Annotated in this window: 10 protein-coding genes and 9 pseudogenes; 1 reads left to right on the forward strand and 18 read right to left on the reverse strand. The window is 70.2% G+C overall.

Annotated features, from left to right (window positions below; translation table 11 throughout):
* Positions 1-2: 2 nt before the first annotated feature.
* From LP418_RS01625 to rpsB, 5 genes and pseudogenes are all read right to left on the reverse strand, one after another.
* Entirely contained in the window at positions 3-893 is an 891-nt protein-coding gene (locus tag LP418_RS01625) for a phosphatidate cytidylyltransferase (RefSeq protein ID WP_257954993.1), read from the reverse strand.
* Positions 894-899: 6 nt separating this feature from the next.
* Positions 900-1,457: a ribosome recycling factor gene (gene frr, locus LP418_RS01630; protein WP_257954994.1), complete on the reverse strand. Its 558-nt coding sequence runs from the start codon at positions 1,455-1,457 to the stop codon at positions 900-902.
* Positions 1,458-1,516: 59 nt separating this feature from the next.
* Positions 1,517-2,235, reverse strand: a pseudogene (gene pyrH, locus LP418_RS01635) (UMP kinase).
* Between the two features lie 142 nt (positions 2,236-2,377).
* Positions 2,378-3,189, reverse strand: a pseudogene (gene tsf, locus LP418_RS01640) (translation elongation factor Ts).
* A 75-nt stretch (positions 3,190-3,264) separates the two neighbouring features.
* The gene (rpsB, locus tag LP418_RS01645) at positions 3,265-4,416 is read right to left on the reverse strand and encodes a 30S ribosomal protein S2, sunset domain variant (RefSeq protein ID WP_257954995.1); all 1,152 of its coding nucleotides are present in this window, start codon (positions 4,414-4,416) and stop codon (positions 3,265-3,267) included.
* A 408-nt stretch (positions 4,417-4,824) separates the two neighbouring features.
* Between rpsB and LP418_RS01650 the strand changes: the two genes are divergently transcribed.
* A complete protein-coding gene (locus tag LP418_RS01650; protein WP_257954996.1) occupies positions 4,825-5,433 on the forward strand; it encodes a M23 family metallopeptidase in 609 nt (202 codons plus the stop codon).
* A 186-nt stretch (positions 5,434-5,619) separates the two neighbouring features.
* On the opposite strand, the gene LP418_RS01655 is transcribed toward LP418_RS01650, so the two are convergent.
* The 13 genes and pseudogenes from LP418_RS01655 to LP418_RS01725 form a co-directional block, all read right to left on the reverse strand.
* Complete coding sequence (locus tag LP418_RS01655) at positions 5,620-6,570, reverse strand: tyrosine recombinase XerC (protein WP_257954997.1); 951 nt, start codon at positions 6,568-6,570, stop codon at positions 5,620-5,622.
* A 70-nt stretch (positions 6,571-6,640) separates the two neighbouring features.
* Positions 6,641-8,146 carry a DNA-processing protein DprA gene (gene dprA, locus LP418_RS01660; protein ID WP_442940210.1) on the reverse strand — a complete coding sequence of 502 codons (1,506 nt, stop codon included), beginning with the start codon at positions 8,144-8,146 and terminating at the stop codon, positions 6,641-6,643.
* 57 nt (positions 8,147-8,203) lie between these two features.
* Positions 8,204-9,378 (reverse strand): annotated as a pseudogene (locus tag LP418_RS01675) (YifB family Mg chelatase-like AAA ATPase); the annotation flags it as partial.
* Position 9,379: 1 nt separating this feature from the next.
* Positions 9,380-9,760, reverse strand: coding sequence for a YraN family protein (locus LP418_RS01680; RefSeq protein WP_257954999.1), 381 nt, complete (start codon positions 9,758-9,760; stop codon positions 9,380-9,382).
* A 124-nt stretch (positions 9,761-9,884) separates the two neighbouring features.
* Positions 9,885-10,193 (reverse strand): DUF2469 domain-containing protein, encoded by a 309-nt coding sequence (locus LP418_RS01685; protein ID WP_257955000.1) that lies wholly within the window; start codon positions 10,191-10,193, stop codon positions 9,885-9,887.
* Between the two features lie 3 nt (positions 10,194-10,196).
* A pseudogene (locus LP418_RS01690) lies at positions 10,197-10,917 on the reverse strand (ribonuclease HII).
* Between the two features lie 130 nt (positions 10,918-11,047).
* A pseudogene (gene lepB, locus LP418_RS01695) lies at positions 11,048-11,524 on the reverse strand (signal peptidase I); the annotation flags it as partial.
* Between the two features lie 275 nt (positions 11,525-11,799).
* Positions 11,800-12,150, reverse strand: coding sequence for a 50S ribosomal protein L19 (rplS, locus tag LP418_RS01700; protein WP_257955001.1), 351 nt, complete (start codon positions 12,148-12,150; stop codon positions 11,800-11,802).
* A 693-nt stretch (positions 12,151-12,843) separates the two neighbouring features.
* A pseudogene (gene trmD / locus LP418_RS01705) lies at positions 12,844-13,509 on the reverse strand (tRNA (guanosine(37)-N1)-methyltransferase TrmD); the annotation flags it as partial.
* A gap of 183 nt (positions 13,510-13,692) precedes the next feature.
* Positions 13,693-14,106, reverse strand: a pseudogene (gene rimM, locus LP418_RS01710) (ribosome maturation factor RimM); the annotation flags it as partial.
* A gap of 36 nt (positions 14,107-14,142) precedes the next feature.
* A pseudogene (locus LP418_RS01715) lies at positions 14,143-14,384 on the reverse strand (RNA-binding protein).
* Between the two features lie 62 nt (positions 14,385-14,446).
* Positions 14,447-14,918: pseudogene (gene rpsP / locus LP418_RS01720) on the reverse strand (30S ribosomal protein S16).
* A 174-nt stretch (positions 14,919-15,092) separates the two neighbouring features.
* Complete coding sequence (locus LP418_RS01725; RefSeq protein WP_257955002.1) at positions 15,093-15,767, reverse strand: GNAT family N-acetyltransferase; 675 nt, start codon at positions 15,765-15,767, stop codon at positions 15,093-15,095.
* Positions 15,768-15,866 lie beyond the last annotated feature (99 nt).

A 15,866-nucleotide genomic window follows, 5' to 3' on the forward strand; every position in this document is an offset into this window, starting at 1 on the left:
GCTCAGAAGACGAGGTAGTGCAGCAGCAGCCAGATCGGGGCGACGGTCGCGAGCAGCGAGTCGAGGCGGTCCATCAGGCCGCCGTGGCCGGGGATGATCTGGCTCATGTCCTTGATGCCGAGGTCGCGCTTCATCACCGACTCGCACAGGTCGCCGAGGGTGGCCATCACGACGGCGATCAGACCGAGGAGGACACCGACCCACCAGTCGCCGCCGAGGAACGCCGTGACCAGCCAGATGCCGACGCCGACGCAGGCGAGCAGCGAGCCGGCGAAGCCCTCCCACGACTTCTTCGGCGAGATCACCGGCGCCATGGGGTGCTTGCCGAAGAGGACACCGGCGATGTAGCCGCCGGTGTCGGAGGCGACTGTGATCGCGATGAACGTGATCACACCGCGCACGCCGATGTCGTCGAAGTCGAAGCCGAACGAGGGGTTGTTGCCGCCCTCGGCCAGCAGGAGGCCGACGAACGAGGCGAGGAACGGCACGTAGATGAGCGTGAAGACCGAGGCCGTGGCGTTCTTGACGTAGCCGTCGACGCCCCGCCTCAGCAGCCAGAGCATCACCACGAGCGAGGTCACCGCCGTGGCCGTCACCGGGGCAGGCGCGCCCCAGACATAGGCCACCACCACCATGACGACCGCGCCGAGCATGAGCGGCTGCTCGGGGATGTCGATGTCCTTGGCCGCGAGCCCGCGGTGCAGCTCCCAGACGGCCACGACCACCGCGACCGCCACGATGAGCATGAAGGCGGTCTTCCAGAAGAACAGCGACAGCAGGATCGCCGACACCAGCACGACGCCCGAGATGATGGCGGCGGGCAGGTCACGACCGGCGCGGCCGTGATCCTTCTTGGGGGCGTCGGCAGCGGCCGACGCGTCAGGGGTTGTCATGGGCGCTCAGACCTCGAGCAGCTCGGCTTCCTTGTTCTTCAGCATGTCGTCGATCGCGTCCGTGTGCTTCTTGGTGATCGAGTCGAGCTTCTTCTCGGCACCGGTGACGTCGTCCTTGCCGACCTCGCCGTCCTTCTCGAGCTTCTCGAGGCCCTGCTTGGCCGTACGGCGGACGTTGCGCACCGCGACGCGGCCGTCCTCGGCCTTGCCCTTGGCGATCTTGATGTAGTCCTTGCGACGCTCCTCGGTCAGCTCCGGGAAGACCGCACGCAGCACCTTGCCGTCGTTGGACGGGTTGACGCCGAGATCGGAGTCGTGGATCGCCTTCTCGATGTTGGGCATGGCACCGATGTCGAAGGGCGCGATCAGGATGGTCCGCGGTCCTGCGAGGTGAACGACGCGAGCGCGGACAACGGGGTGGGCGAGCCGTAGTAGTCGGCGGTGATCTTGGCGAACATGCTCGGGGTTGACCCGACCGGCCCGGATCGCAGCGAACTCCTCGCGCGTCGCCTCGACGGACTTGCCCATCTTGTTGTCGGCATCATTGAGAACTTCGTTGATCACGGGATGCTCCTGTGGTGGTTCGTGGCTCGGCGTGCTGAAAGGTCTGTGAGGTGGCGCGATCAGGCGTCGCGGCTCACCAGCGTGCCAATCTTCTCACCCCGGACGATGCGCAGGATCGCGCCCTCGTCCTCGGCGCCGAAGACGATCAGCGGCATGTTGTTCTCCATGCACAGGGCGAACGCCGTCGCGTCGGCGATCTTGATGCCCTGCTGCAGCGCGTCCCGGAAGGTCAGCGTGTCGTACTTCGTCGCGGTGGGGTCCTTCTTGGGGTCGGCGCTGTAGACGCCGTCGACTCCCTGCTTGGCCATCAGCACGACCTCGCAACGAGTCTCCAGCGCCCGCTGGGCGGCTACCGTGTCGGTCGAGAAGAACGGCATGCCGGCGCCGGCGCCGAAGATGACGACGCGGCCCTTCTCGAGGTGGCGCATGGCGCGGCGCGGGATGTAGGGCTCGGCGACTCGGCCCATCGTGATCGCGGTCTGTACGCGCGTCTCGATGCCCTCCTTCTCCAGGAAGTCCTGCAGCGCGAGGCAGTTCATGACCGTGCCGAGCATGCCCATGTAGTCGGCTCGGGGAGCGGTCCATGCCGCGCTGCTGCATCTCGGCACCGCGGAAGAAGTTGCCGCCGCCGACCACGATGGCGACGCCCACACCTTCGCGCACCACGGCCGCGATCTCGCCTGCGACCTTGTGCACGACGTCGGGGTCCACCCCCGACCTTGCCGCCACCGAAGACCTCACCGGAAAGCTTGATCAGGACTCGGTTGTAGGAGGTCACTCAGGATCCCTTCACAGGTGTGGTCGATGCCCGAGAAACCTACTCGACTCCGCCGACCGGGCACAAAGTTGACGTCGGCAGATGCGGGAGGGGTCGTACGCCGCGGCGTACGACCCCTCCGGATCAGCTGGTGGTGCAGCGCTCAGGCGCCGACCTCGAAGCGCGCGAAGCGCTTGACGGTCGTGCCGGCGGCGTCCGGGACGGCCTTGACCGACTTCTTGGACTCGGAGACCGACTCCTGCTCCAGCAGGACGATCTCCTTGTAGAACCCACCGAGGCGACCCTCGACGATCTTGGCGATCGCCTGCTCGGGCTTGCCCTCCTCGCGGGTCTTCTGCTCGGCGATCGAGCGCTCCATCTCGACGACGTCCGCGGGGACCTCGTCGCGAGTGAGGTACTGCGCCTTCATCGCCGCGATCTGCATCGCGGTCGCACGCGCGGCAGCCGCGTCGCCCTCGAACTCGACCAGCACGCCCACGGCGGGGGCAGGTCGGCCGAACGCTTGTGCATGTAGACGACGGTCTCGCCCTCGAAGTAGGCGACCTGACCGAGCTCGATCTTCTCGCCGATGGTGATGGCGAGCTCTCGGACGACCTCGCCGACGGTCTTGCCGTCGAGCGGGACAGCCTTGAGGGCCTCGACGTCGCCGGCCTTGGCGGCGTTCGCGGCGTCGGCGATGCGCTGGGCCGCGGCGACGAACTCGTCACCCTTGGCCACGAAGTCGGTCTCGCACTTGAGCTCGACCAGCGCGCCACCCGAGGTGGCGATGAGGCCGGCGGAGGCCTCACGCTCGGCGGCGCGGTTGGCGGCCTTGGCGGCACCCTTGACGCGCAGCAGCTCGACAGCCTTGTCGAAGTCGCCGTCCGTCTCGGTCAGCGCCTTCTTGCAGTCCATCATCCCGGCCTGCGTCAGCTCACGGAGCTTCTTGACGTCGGCGGCGGTGAAGTCAGCCATGATCCCTCTTCTCTGAGTTCGTGGGGGTTGATCAGCCGGAGCGGGCCGCGAGTCTCCTCGCGGCCCGCCAGCCGATCAGTCGTTCTTGTGCTCGGCGTTGACGAAGCCGGCGGCCTCGGCAGCCTCGGCGGTCTTGAACCAGACCTCGGCCTTGGTGCGGGCGTACCACGGGCTGGTGGGCGCGTGGAACTTCATCGAGTCCTTGTTGCCCTTGATGTCGAAGCCCTCGGGCGCCGATCCGTCCTCGGTGGCGGGAGCGGAGTCCGCGAACTCGCCCTCGGTCGCGACCGCGGCGAGCGGCTTGACCTCGGTGGCCGCCTCGGCGGCAGGCGCCTCGGTGGCGGGCGCCTCGACAGCGGCCTCGGCCGCAGGGGCCTCGGTCACGACGGCGGCCTCGGCGGCGGGCGCCTCGGTCACGACGGCGGCCTCGGCGGCGGGCGTCTCGGCGGCGGGCGTCGCGGCGGCGTCACCCTCGAGGAGCTCACGCTCCCACTCGGCGAGGGGCTCGGCGGCGGTGGCGTCGGTGGCCTTGGCGCCGGAGCGGGCGATGAGGCCCTCGGCGACGGCGTCGGCAACCACGCGGGTCAGCAGGCCGACGGCGCGGATCGCGTCGTCGTTGCCCGGGATCGGGAAGTCGACCGGGTCGGGGTCGCAGTTGGAGTCCGGGATGCCGATGATCGGGATCCGCAGCTTGCGGGCCTCCTCGACGGCGAGGTGCTCCTTGTTGGTGTCGACGATCCACACGGCGGAGGGGACCTTCGTCATCTCGCGGATGCCACCGAGGGTCTTCTCGAGCTTGGTGTGCTCCCGCTTCATCTGCAGGAGCTCCTTCTTGGTGCGACCCGAGCCCGCGACGGTGTCGAAGTCGACGTCGTCGAGCTCCTTGAGGCGGTTGATCCGCTGGTGCACGGTCTGGAAGTTGGTGAGCATGCCACCGAGCCAGCGCTGGTTGACGTAGGGCATCCCGACGCGCGTCGCCTGCTCGGCGATGGCCTCCCGGGCCTGCTTCTTGGTGCCGACGAACATCACGACACCGCCCTTGGCGACGGTCTCCTTGACGAAGGCGTAGGACCGGTCGATGTAGGCCAGCGACTGCTGCAGGTCGATGATGTAGATGCCGTTGCGCTCGGTCATGATGAAGCGCTTCATCTTGGGGTTCCAACGACGGGTCTGGTGACCGAAGTGGACGCCGCTCTCGAGCAGCTGGCGCATGGTGACGACTGCCATGTGTATCTCCTGTGTGAAGGAGGCGCTCAGCCCGGTGTGCTCGACCTTGAGTCAGGCCGAGCCGGGGAACGGATCTCCGAAGTGGTTTTCAGTTGCTTTGCGCCCGACGGGTGTCGGTCGCCCTGACGCTCACGCAAGCGATCCGATCCGACTCACGAATGAGCCGGAACTGAGGATCGGCGCCCACGGGTGGTCGGTCTCCACGGAGAGAGACCGTCGCGGTCTGCGAGCGTGCGAAGTCAGCCCGATGTGGCTGGGCTGCTCTGCGAATCGTAGGCCACCAGCCCGCCGGCGGGCCAATCGAGCATGAATCGGGCTCCGAACGGTCCACAGGCCCTTCCTCGACGCCTTGTCCACAGGCATGCCGCCGCGCGTGCCGCGTCGGCGCGCGGGCGTCACTCTGGGGTGATGACAATCCTGCGCACCCTGCTCCTCGCGGCCTGCCTGCTCCTCGGTCTCACCGTCTCCCCCGCCGCGGCAGCTGCCGAGGCGGACAGCGATCCGGTCGGCGTCTGGCCGTTGCAACCCACGCACGACGTGGTCCACGACTTCGATCCGCCCGACGACCCGTGGGGCGCCGGCCACCGCGGCGTCGACCTCGCGGGCACCGTGGGCCAGTCGGTCCACAGCGCGTTGGCCGGCACGGTCGCGTTCGTCGGCAAGATCGCCGGCAAGCCGGCGGTGACGATCTCCCACGGCGACACCCGCACGACCTACGAACCGGTCTCCTCCACCCTCGAGGTCGGCTCGTCCGTGGCCGCCGGAGATCGGATCGGTGCCCTCGAGCTGGCGTTCAGCCACTGCTTCCCGGTCGCATGTCTGCACTGGGGCCTGCTGCACGGCGACACCTACCTCGATCCGCTCTCGCTCGTGGGCTCCGGACGCGTGCGACTGCTGCCGCTGTGGCGCGACGAGCCCGTCGATCACGGAGCGTCCGCCCGGCAGGCTCCGGCGTCGCCGTACGCCGCTCTGCCCTACTCCGCGTGGGTCCCCCTGCTCCGGGCCTATCTGCCCTGACCGCCGAGCCCCCGGCTGACCCCGCCCAGCGGTGGCACAGCCACATTTTCCGGGTCGGGAATGTGGCTGGTGCACCTGCCTTCCCGCGTGCCCTCGCAACACGCCGACGCAGGGGTGGCACAGCCACCTTTCCCGCGCTCCAAATGTGGCTCACTCACCGCCGCCGGGCAGCGGTAGCAGGCTCCGCTAGGCGCGCGGGTGGGCCCGGCGGTAGGCCTGTCGCAGGCGGTCGGTGGTGACGTGCGTGTAGAGCTGCGTCGTGGCCGGGGACGCATGGCCGAGGAGCTCCCGGACCGAGCGGAGGTCGGCGCCGCCCTCGAGGAGATGCGTGGCGGCGGTATGGCGCAGCCCGTGCGGCCCCATGTCGGGCGCGCCCGGGACATCCGCGATCCGGCGGTGGACCAGCTCGCGTACGGCGCGTTGGTCGATCCGGCGGCCGCGCGCCCCCGGGAAGAGCGCCGCTCCCGCACCCTCGACGCGCAGGGCGGGACGGCCCGTCGCCAGCCAGCGGTCGACGGCGCGCGCCGCCGGTCGGCCGTAGGGCACTGAACGCTCCTTGCGGCCCTTGCCGAAGACGCGGACGACCCGGCGCTGGGTGTCGAGGTCGTCGATGTCGAGGCCGACCAGCTCCCCCACTCGGATGCCCGTGGCGTAGAGCAGCTCGAGCATCGCCACGTCGCGCAAACCCATCGGGGAGCCGTCGTCGGCTCGATCTGCGGCGGCCCGGATCAGGTCGGCGGCCTCGTCGGCTCGCAGCACCGGCGGGAGGGTCTTGTGCTTCTTGGGCGAGCCGAGGGAGGCGCCGGCGTCGATCGGCGCTCGGCCCGTGCGCGCGAGCCACGCCGTGAACACGCGTGCGGCCGTGGCCCGGCGGGCGATCGTCGTACGTGACTTGCCCATCGTCTGCTGCTTGGCCAGCCAGCTGCGCAGGGTGCGCAGGTCGAGCTCGGTGACATCGGACAGCCCGAGCCGGGTGGCGTGGTCGAGGAGGCCGGTGAGGTCGCCGAGGTAGGCGCGGACGCTGTGGGCCGTCAGGTCGCGCTCGGAGGTGAGGTGCCGCTCGTAGTCGGCGAGCACCCGGGCCATCGACTCCGGGAGCGCATCCTCGCTCGCGTCCGTCTCTGGCTCCGTCGACATGCCGCGATCGTAGGACGGCGGCGGCACCGCACGCCGGAGCCACGACGCAGCGACTCGGGCCGACAGCGGCTCATGCCCGGCCTCCTCCCGCGACGAGCCGCCAACCATCGACACCCCGGTGCACCAGTCCCGCGTCCGTCAGCGCGACGAGCACTCGGTTGGCCTCCTGCACCCCGACCCCGGCGATGCTGCTGATCGACTCGGTGCTCGCACCGCGGGCCACCGGCACCGCATCGAGCACACGGACCTCACACAGGGTGAAGTCGTCGTGCGCGCGCTCCGGACCGCGCTGGACGACCGTCAGCTGCTCACCCGACGCAGCCACGAGCTCGAGCACGTCGAGTCCGCTCGTCACCGGGGTCGCCGCGCCCTCGCGGATCCGTTTGTGCACCCCACGGGACGTCGCACTGGTCACCGGACCGGGAATCCCCATCAGCACCCGACTGAGCTGATCGGCCCAGTTGGCGGTGTTGAGGGCGCCGCTGCGCAGGGCTGCCTCGACCAGCACGGTCCCCCGGCTCAGCGCCGCGATCAGCCGGTTGCGCGACAGGAACCGCACCTTGGTCGGCGACGATCCGAGCGGCGATTCCGAGACGACCGCGAAGTGCCGCGCGATGTGGTCGATCAGCTCCCGGTGGGCAGACGGATAGACCCGGTCGGCGCCGCAGGCCAGCACCGCGACCGTCGCGCCGCCTGCCGCGAGGGCGCCGCGGTGACCGGCCCGGTCGATGCCGTAGGCCGCGCCGGACACCACGGCAGCGCCGCTGCGCACCACTGTCGCTGCCACGTCGGTGGCGACGTCGAAGCCGTAGGAGGTCGCGGATCGTGCCCCCACGATCGCGACCGAGTCGCGCAGGTCGGTGAGCCTCATGGGTCCCTTGACCCACAGCCCGACCGGCACGCCACCCAGCCCCCGGACCCGCTGCCCGTGGGCGAGGTCGTCGAGCTGGACCGGCCACTCGTCGTCGGCGGGGGTGACGAACCTGATGCCCGAGCGCTCGGCCACGGTCAGCACCCGATCCACGTCGACGGCCCGGAGGCGGGCCGCCAGCTCGGGGCGTTTGTCGTCCGCCAGCGCCTCCTCGACCGCCCGGACCGCGCCCACGGTCGCAACGCTGTCGCACACCCTGCCGTCGCCCGGCTCGGCCGCATGGCTCAGCGCCACCCGCGCAAGCCGTTCCTGCTCGGCGGCGCTCACGAGGCCAGCTCCGGCACCAGTTCCATGGCCCGGAGGTCGACGGCCCCGCCGGTCCTCAGCGCGAGCGCCGTCTCGACGTCCTCGACCCCCGGTCGGTCGCGCCCGGCCGGGTCGGCCACGGACAACGCCACCCGATGGACGCGGGTGACGCCGCGGCGGGTGATCCGCCCCTTCGACATCGCGGTGTCGAGCACCCGTTGCCCCTCGGGCGACAGTGGCCAGTGCTCGCTGAGCACCGGCCCGGGCACGGCCGAGTTGAGCCCGAAGCCGAGCCCCGCGTAGCGCGCTCTGTCGCGAGCGCGCGGCCGAAACCATCGATCGCAGGTCGGCCGAGGTCAGTCGACGGGCGAACCTGTCGTTGCCGCGGTGGCCCGACATCGGTTGCAGCTCGCGCCAGATGTCGATGCGGTCGACGATCGGTCCGGTCAGCTTGCGCTGGTAGTTGCGCCGCACCGGCTCGAGGCAGAGGCAGGTGAGGCCGCTGGCGTGGAAGTTGCCGCAGGGGCACGGGTTGGCGGCCAGCACCACCATCGCGCGGGCGGGATAGGTGGCCGACTCCTCACCACGGGCGATCGACACCTCCCCCGCCTCCAGCGGCTGTCGCAGGGCGTCGATCACGTCGGAGCGGAACAAGGGAAATTCGTCGAGGAACAGCACGCCGTGATGGGCGAGGCTCACCTCCCCGGCCGGGCCCGACCGGTGCCGCCGCCGAGGATGCTGGCGCGGCTGGCGTCGTGGTGGGGCTGGAAGTAGGGAGGCCGGGTGACGAGTGAGTCCAGCGCCCCGACCAGCGAGTGGACGGCCGTCACCTCGAGCGACTGCTCCAGCGTCAGGTCGGGCAGGATCGTCGGGATCCGCTCGGCAACCGTGGTCTTGCCGGCACCGCGCGGACCGCTCAGCATGACGTGGTGGCCGCCGGCCGCCGCCACGGTCACGGCGTAGATGACGTCCTGCATGCCCTCCACCTCGGACATGTCGACCTCCTCGCGCAGGTCCTGCCCGCGCCACGAGAGCAGGCTGGCCGAGGTCGTGCCCTCCACGGGCGGCGCGTCCGGCACGTCCTCGTCGCGGAGCTGGGCGACCACCTGTGCCAGCGACCGCACGCCGAAGACGGCCATGTCGGGCACCATCATCGCCTCGCGGGCCTGCGGCTCCGGGACGAAGACCCGGCTGATCCCTCGCGCCCGGGCGGCGAGCACCATCGGCAGCACGCCGATGACCGGCCGCAGGTTGCCCGACAGCGTCAGCTCACCGATGAAGGCCGTGCCCTCGAGCGCGGCCTGATCGATGCGATGGTCGGGCGCGCCCTCCCCGGGCGGCGACTGGTCGGCCGTCTTCACCGCGACGGCGATGGCCGTGTCGAAGTGGGTGCCACTCTTGGGCAGGTCGGCAGGGGTCAGCAGGATCGTCACCCTCCGCGTCGCCGGCCGGGACGGCACGGCGTTGTTGATCGCCATCCGCACCCGGTCTCGAGCCTCCTGCAACGCCCTGTCGGGTCGCCCCACGAGATAGGTGCCGGGCGTGCCGGGCGAGATGTCGACCCGGACGTCGATGAGATGGCCCTCCGTGCCGGCGAGCGCCGGGCACCGGGCGGTGGCCAGCGACGTCACGTCAGCCCCCGGACGTGGTCGATCTCGGGCTCGCCGTGTCGGGGCTGGAGCACCGCGACCGAGGTCGAGCCGGATGCCGTCGGGGCGGGCCGTGTGGACCCGCAGCCACGCGGCGGCCGGGGCGTCCCAGCCGCTCGACCTTGGTCCGGTCGATCGCCTCGTGCGGGGTGCCGTAGTCGTTGGACCTGCGGGTCTTCACCTCGCAGATCACCGGGGTCTTCCCCTCGCGCAGCACCAGATCGAGCTCACCGATCGGGCAGCGCCAGTTGTGGTCGAGCAGCACCATGCCCTGCTGGGTGAGGTAGCGCGCGGCCAGCAGCTCGCCGTACGCCCCGAGCGCCCGGTTGTGGGTGAGCCGCGGCGGGCTCGCAGTGCTGTCCATGGGTGACCTCCTTGATCGGAGGTCCAAGCACACCCGCAACCACTGACAGTCGCGTGACGCAGCGACAGCGCCCTGTGGAGGACGCAAGGAGCGAGGTGCCTGTGCGCGGATTGCGGTCCGCGATTCAGCCCTTCGGCGGCTCGATCTCCTGCTCGCTGAGCTCCTCGACGTTGACGTCCTTGAACGTCAGCACCTTCACGCTCTTCGCGAACCGTGCCGGGCGGTACATGTCCCACACCCACGCATCGGTCATCGACACCTCGAAGAACACGTCACCGTTCTCGGTGCGCGCCCGGACGTCGACCCGGTTGCAGAGGTAGAACCGGCGGTCGGTCTCCACGACGTACTTGAAGATCGAGACGACGTCGCGATACTCCCGGTAGAGGGTGAGCTCCATCTCGGTCTCGTACTTCTCGAGCTCCTCGGCGCTCATGCCTCACTCCTTCTCGTACGACGAAGCGTCGTGCTGCTCATTCTGCACATCCAGCGGCGGCTCCAGCCCCGCGGCCCGCCGGACGTTGACGAACCGCATCCGGTGCACCGGCGACGGCCCGTGCTCATCGAGCGCCAGCGAGTGCACATCGGTGATGTAGCCCTTGTGGGTCTTGAAGTCATAGACGGGGTACGTCGCATCGAGCTCGACCATCATCCGGTCCCTCGTCACCTTGGCGAGGACCGACGCGGCGGCGATGCAGGCGGCCACCCGGTCGCCCTTCCACACGGCGAGGCCCGGCACCTCGAGCCCGTCGACCGGGAACCCGTCGGTCAGGACGTAGGAGGGTCGCTCGTCGAGCAGCGCGACTGCCCGACGCAGCGCCTCGACGTTGGCGACGTGCATGCCGAGCCGGTCGCACTCCTCGGAGTCGATCACGACGACGGACCACGCCACCGCTCGGCGTACGACACGGGCATAGACGCGCTCGCGCGCCTTCTCGGTGAGCAGCTTGGAGTCGGCGAGGCCCGGGACGATGCCTGCCTTGCCCGCGGGCAGGATGCAGGCGCCCGCCACCAAGGGCCCCGCACAGGCGCCGCGGCCCTGCCTCGTCGACGCCGGCGATGGGCTCGATCCCGACCCGTCGCAGCGCGCGCTCGTAGCCGTACAGGCCGGCGTCGCGTCGGACCGTGGCGCCGGAGGGGAGATGGGTGAGGGAGGACATGACGAGCTGCTAGGAGGCGTCCGGGACGTCCTTGAACGTGTCCGGGCGCGAGACCCAGTCCGAATCGCTCACGCGGCCACATGAGCACGAACACACGTCCCACGACGAGGTCGGCGGGCACGAACTCCGGCCCGGAGACGCAGTCGGTCTCGGCCTTGGGCTTGCACAGGCGCTGGCTCGAGTCGGCCGAGTGCCCGCGGTTGTCGCCCATCACGAAGATGCGACCCTCGGGCACCGGGCCCGCCTTCCAGTCGGACGTGCACCGGTTGGGCATCGGCCCCTTGCACTCGAGCCCCTCCTGCTGCACGTAGGAGTCCTCGTCGAGGGGCTGGCCGTTGACCGGGATCCGGCCCCGGTCGTCACAGCACTCGATGACGTCGCCGGCCACGCCGATGACCCGCTTGACCGGTGTCCGCCGGACGGATAGAGCCCGATCTTTGCCATCACCTTCGGGATCGTCCCGGTCGGACCGGCGGAAGCGGCCGCGTCGAGCCAACCGCCGGGGTCCTTGAACACCACGACATCGCCGCGCTCGGGCCCGCCGCCGCCCCAGTAGGACACCTTCTGGACCAGGGATCCGGTCGTCGCGCACCGGGCCGGGCTCCATCGACTCCGAGGGGATGTAGAACGCCCGGAGGAGGAGCGCCTTGATGCCGATCGCGAGGAGCAGGGCGACGCCGAGCAGCAGGATCGTCTCCTGCCACAGCGGGAGGTGCTTCTTGTCCTTGCCGCGCCCGGACGTCGGTGCAGAGTCCTGGACAGACGACGACCGCGGCCCCTCCGGCTGAATGTCAGACGGTGGAAGACCGCGGTCGTGTGAAGTCACTTGCAGAGACTAACCAGAGACTGGTCGATCTCAGGCCTCGAGGTGCTGAGACTCGCTCAGAACTCGCGACGCTCCTTGATCTTGGCAGCCTTGCCGCGCAGGTTGCGCAGGTAGTAGAGCTTGGCGCGACGCACGTCACCGCGGGTCACGATCTCGATCTTCTCGAAGATCGGGGAGTGCAGCGGGAAGGTGCGCTCGACGCCGACGCCGAAGGTGACCTTGCGAACGGTGAAGGTGCGACCGATGCCCGAGCCGTGGATCCGGATGACGACACCCCGGAACTGCTGGACACGCGAGCGGCTGCCCTCGATGACCTTCACGTGGACGTTGACGGTGTCACCGGCGCGGAAGGCCGGGACGTCGGTGCGAAGGTTGTTGCTGACGAGCTCGTTGAGCACGTTGGTCATGATGACTCCTCACGGATGCCACAGGTCGGCCGCGGAATTGAAGGTGCGAATCGGTCGGTCCAACCATGTCGGCCGGCGGCGTCGCACACCCCCTGTGGCAGGTGATCGTCGCGAGCTGCCCCGCGTGTGTTCTGCGAGGCGAGCAGTTTGGCCGGCTGGGCCAAGGGTTGAGTCTGCCAGATCAGGCGGGCACGCCGGAAATCAGCGCTTGCGCTTGGTCAGCACGACGGCCCCGGGCTCGCCCGCCAGCGGTCCCCGCAGCCGGTAGCCGGCCTTCTTGTACATCCGGAGGTTGTCCACACTGCCGGCGCCCGTGAACAGGACGTACGCCGACGTGTCGGCCGGCGCAGCGGCCTCGATCCGCTCCAGCATGTCCCGCCCGAGCCCCGGCCCTGCAGGTCCGGGGCCACCATCAACCGGCCGACGTCCCGGGCCCCGGCGTGCTCGCCGTGGCGCTCGACCCGGCCGCGGGCCGCCGCGACCAGCCGGCCACCTCGGCGGCGGACGATGACCGTCCACTGGCCCAGCCATCGCCGTACGTCCTCCGAGGGACTCGTGCAGTGCGGGGATGGCCACTCCCGGGTTGGCCTGCTGCTCGGCCACCCAGCAGGCGAGCTGGAGGGTGAGGATCTCGCCCGCGTCGGCGGGCACCGCGAGCCGGACCTCGTCGTCGCCGACGGTGGTCGCCGCGATCAGGTCGGGCCGCCGCTCGGCGGTGCGGCGCACCGACTCTTGGTGCCGCCGGGCGGCGATCCGGCCGTGGTCGCCGGAGAGCAGCACGTCGGGAACGTCGCGCTCGCGCCGGGATGCGGGCTTGGTGTAGACGGGATATTCGAGCAGCCCGTCCTCGTGCGACTCCTCGACGAGCGACTCGGCGTTGCCCATGAAGCCGGGGATGAGGCGCACCACGGCCTCGGTGATCGCGAGCGCGGCCACCTCTCCCCCGTTGAGGACGTAGTCGCCCAGCGAGATCTCGCGGACGGTGCCGATCGTCGCGGCGTGCTCGATGACGCGCTGGTCGATGCCCTCGTAGCGACCGCACGCGAAGACGAGGTGCTGGTGCGCCGCCAGCTCCTTGGCCACAGCCCGGGTGAACGGCTGGCCGCTCGGCGTCGTGAAGATGATGGTCGCGCCGGCAGCCACCTCGTCGAGCGCGGCTCCCCGGGGCTCGGCCTTCATCACCATGCCGGCGCCGCCGCCGTAGGGCGTGTCGTCGGTGGTGTGGTGCTTGTCGGTCGTCCAGTCGCGCAGGTCGTGGACGGCGATGTCGAGCAGGCCCTTGGCGCGCGCCTTGCCGGGCAGGCTGAGCTCGAGGGGCGCGAGGTAGTCGGGGAAGATCGAGAGGATGTCGATCTTCACTCGGCGTCCTTGTCGTCCGGGAACGGCGACACCGGGCCGGGACGGTCCGCGATCACGACACGACCCGCCTCCACGTCGACCTCGGGCACCAGCGCGGCGACGAACGGCACCGAGGGTGTTGCGCCCGTCGGGAGTCCTGATCGTGAGCAGGTCCCGGGCAGAGCCGTGCACGACGGCGGTCAGCTCGCCGAGGTGCGTGCCCGCCTCGTCGTACGCCGCAAGGCCGATCAGCTGGTGGTCGTAGAACTCCTCCGGGTCGACCGGGGCGTCCTCGGGGCCGAGGGTGGCGTGCAGGACGATCCCGCGGGCCGCCTCCGCCGCGTCGCGACCGTCAAGCTCCTCGAACGTCAGCAGCAACACCTGCTGGTGCCAGCGCGAGCGGGCGACGGTGAGGGTCCGCAGCGCGCTCGCCGAGCCGGCCGGCGGCTGGGCCCGCAGCACGGAGCCGGGCGTGAACCGGCGCTCCGGCTCGTCGGTGCGGACGTCGATGGTCACCTCACCGCGCAGGCCGTGCGGCTTGCCGATACGACCGACGACGACCTCGATGCTCTCCACGGCGTCAGGGTATCGGCGCGGATGCACAGAAACGGGCGCCACCCCGAGGGGTGACGCCCGTTTGCGATGTGACGTCTGTCAGCGACGGCGGTCCACGTCGACGAAGTCGACGCGCGCGCCACCTCGGCCCGCGAGGGCCGAGACGACGGTGCGGAACGCGGTGGCGGTACGGCCGTTGCGACCGATCACCTTGCCGAGGTCGTCGGGGTGGACCCGGACCTCGAGGATCGCGCCACGACGCAGCTGCTTGTCGCGCACCGACACGTCATCCGGGTTGTCGACGACCCCCGGACGAGGTGCTCGAGAGCTTCGGCGAGCATTCGCTCAGCTCTCGCTCTTGCCGGCGTCCTCGGCGGTCACGGTCTCGGCCGCCTCGGCCGCGTCAGCCCGCGCCCTCGGGGGTCTCGTCCGCGGGAACCGGGGCGGGAGTCTCCTCGGCGGCGGCCGGAGCCACCTCCTCGGTCTTCTTCTCGGTCTTCTTCTTCGCGGTCACCGCGGCGGCCTTCGGCTCGGCCGAGGCCTCCTTGAGCGCCTCGTTGAAGATCTCGAGCTTGTCGCGCTTCGGCTCCTTGACCTTCAGCGTGCCCTCGGTGCCCGGCAGGCCCTTGAACTTCTGCCAGTCACCGGTGATCTTGAGAAGGACCTCGACGGCCTCGGTCGGCTGCGCGCCGACACCCAGCCAGTACTGCGCCCGGTCGGACACGATGTCGATGTACGACGGGTCCTCCTTGGGGTGGTACTTGCCGATCTCCTCGAGCACTCGACCATCGCTTCTTGCGCGAGTCGACGACGACGACGCGGTACTGCGGAACCCGGATCTTGCCCAGGCGCTTCAAACGGATCTTGACGGCCACGTTTGTGGTGTCTCCTCAGAAATTGTGGTGTGTGAATGACCCCCGCCGGGTGGGGTACCGGTTCGGGCCATCCGATGGGGCGCAACGGTGTCCGGGTGAGAGGGCCCTGCCACGCTGCGACTCAGCGCGCGATTCTGCCACGTCCTCGTGACAACTGAACAATCCGACCCCTGATCAGTCCGCGACGCCTATCAGTCGTCTCACCCGCTCGGCTCCGGTGACCTCGACGGGGACGTCCGGACGCACCCAGTCGTCGGGCCGCAGGGCGAGCATCGTCATCTCGGCGAGCTCCCCGCGGCGCTCGTAGCGCTCGGTCCCGTTGACGCGGTAGCCGACCTTGCGGCTGACCGCCAGCGAGGCCGGGTTGTCGACGAAGGCGCCCGACGTGATCTCGGTGAAGCCGAGGTGGTCGAAGAGCAGCACGCACATCGCCTGACGCATCGCCGTACCGAGCCCGCGACCCCGGTGGTCGATGCCGAGCCACGACCCCGTCTCGCCCGTACGGCGAACGACGAAGTTCCTCGTCGTGACTCCCCGGCTCCCGACCAGCTCTCCCCGCCAACGGACACCGAGATTGAGGATCCATGACGCCGGCGAGAAGTCGGCCCGGGTGCGCCAGTGGTACTGCGCGAAGTTGAGCGGCAGCTCCTCGGGCGTCACGTCGGTCCACGGGAAGGAGAACGGCATCCGGTCCGGGCTGTGGATCCCCTTGGCGGCCAGCGCGCCGAGCACCACGATGTCGTCGTCGCTGATGCCGCGCAGCTCAAGGTCGCCCGCGACGACGCGCAGGTCTAGGACGGGGAAGACGGCGCCGATGTCGGAGGCAGTGCTGGCGGGAGTGGTGGTCACGCAACGAGCCTCGTCGAGCGCCCGCGCCGCGGCAACTTCATTCGAGGGCACCCATTCGGGGGTGAATGTGGCGTTCCGGTTGTCCGGCCAGAGAGGACG

Origin of the sequence: Nocardioides sp. B-3, from assembly GCF_024703895.1 — a bacterium.
Lineage (GTDB): Bacteria > Actinomycetota > Actinomycetes > Propionibacteriales > Nocardioidaceae > Nocardioides.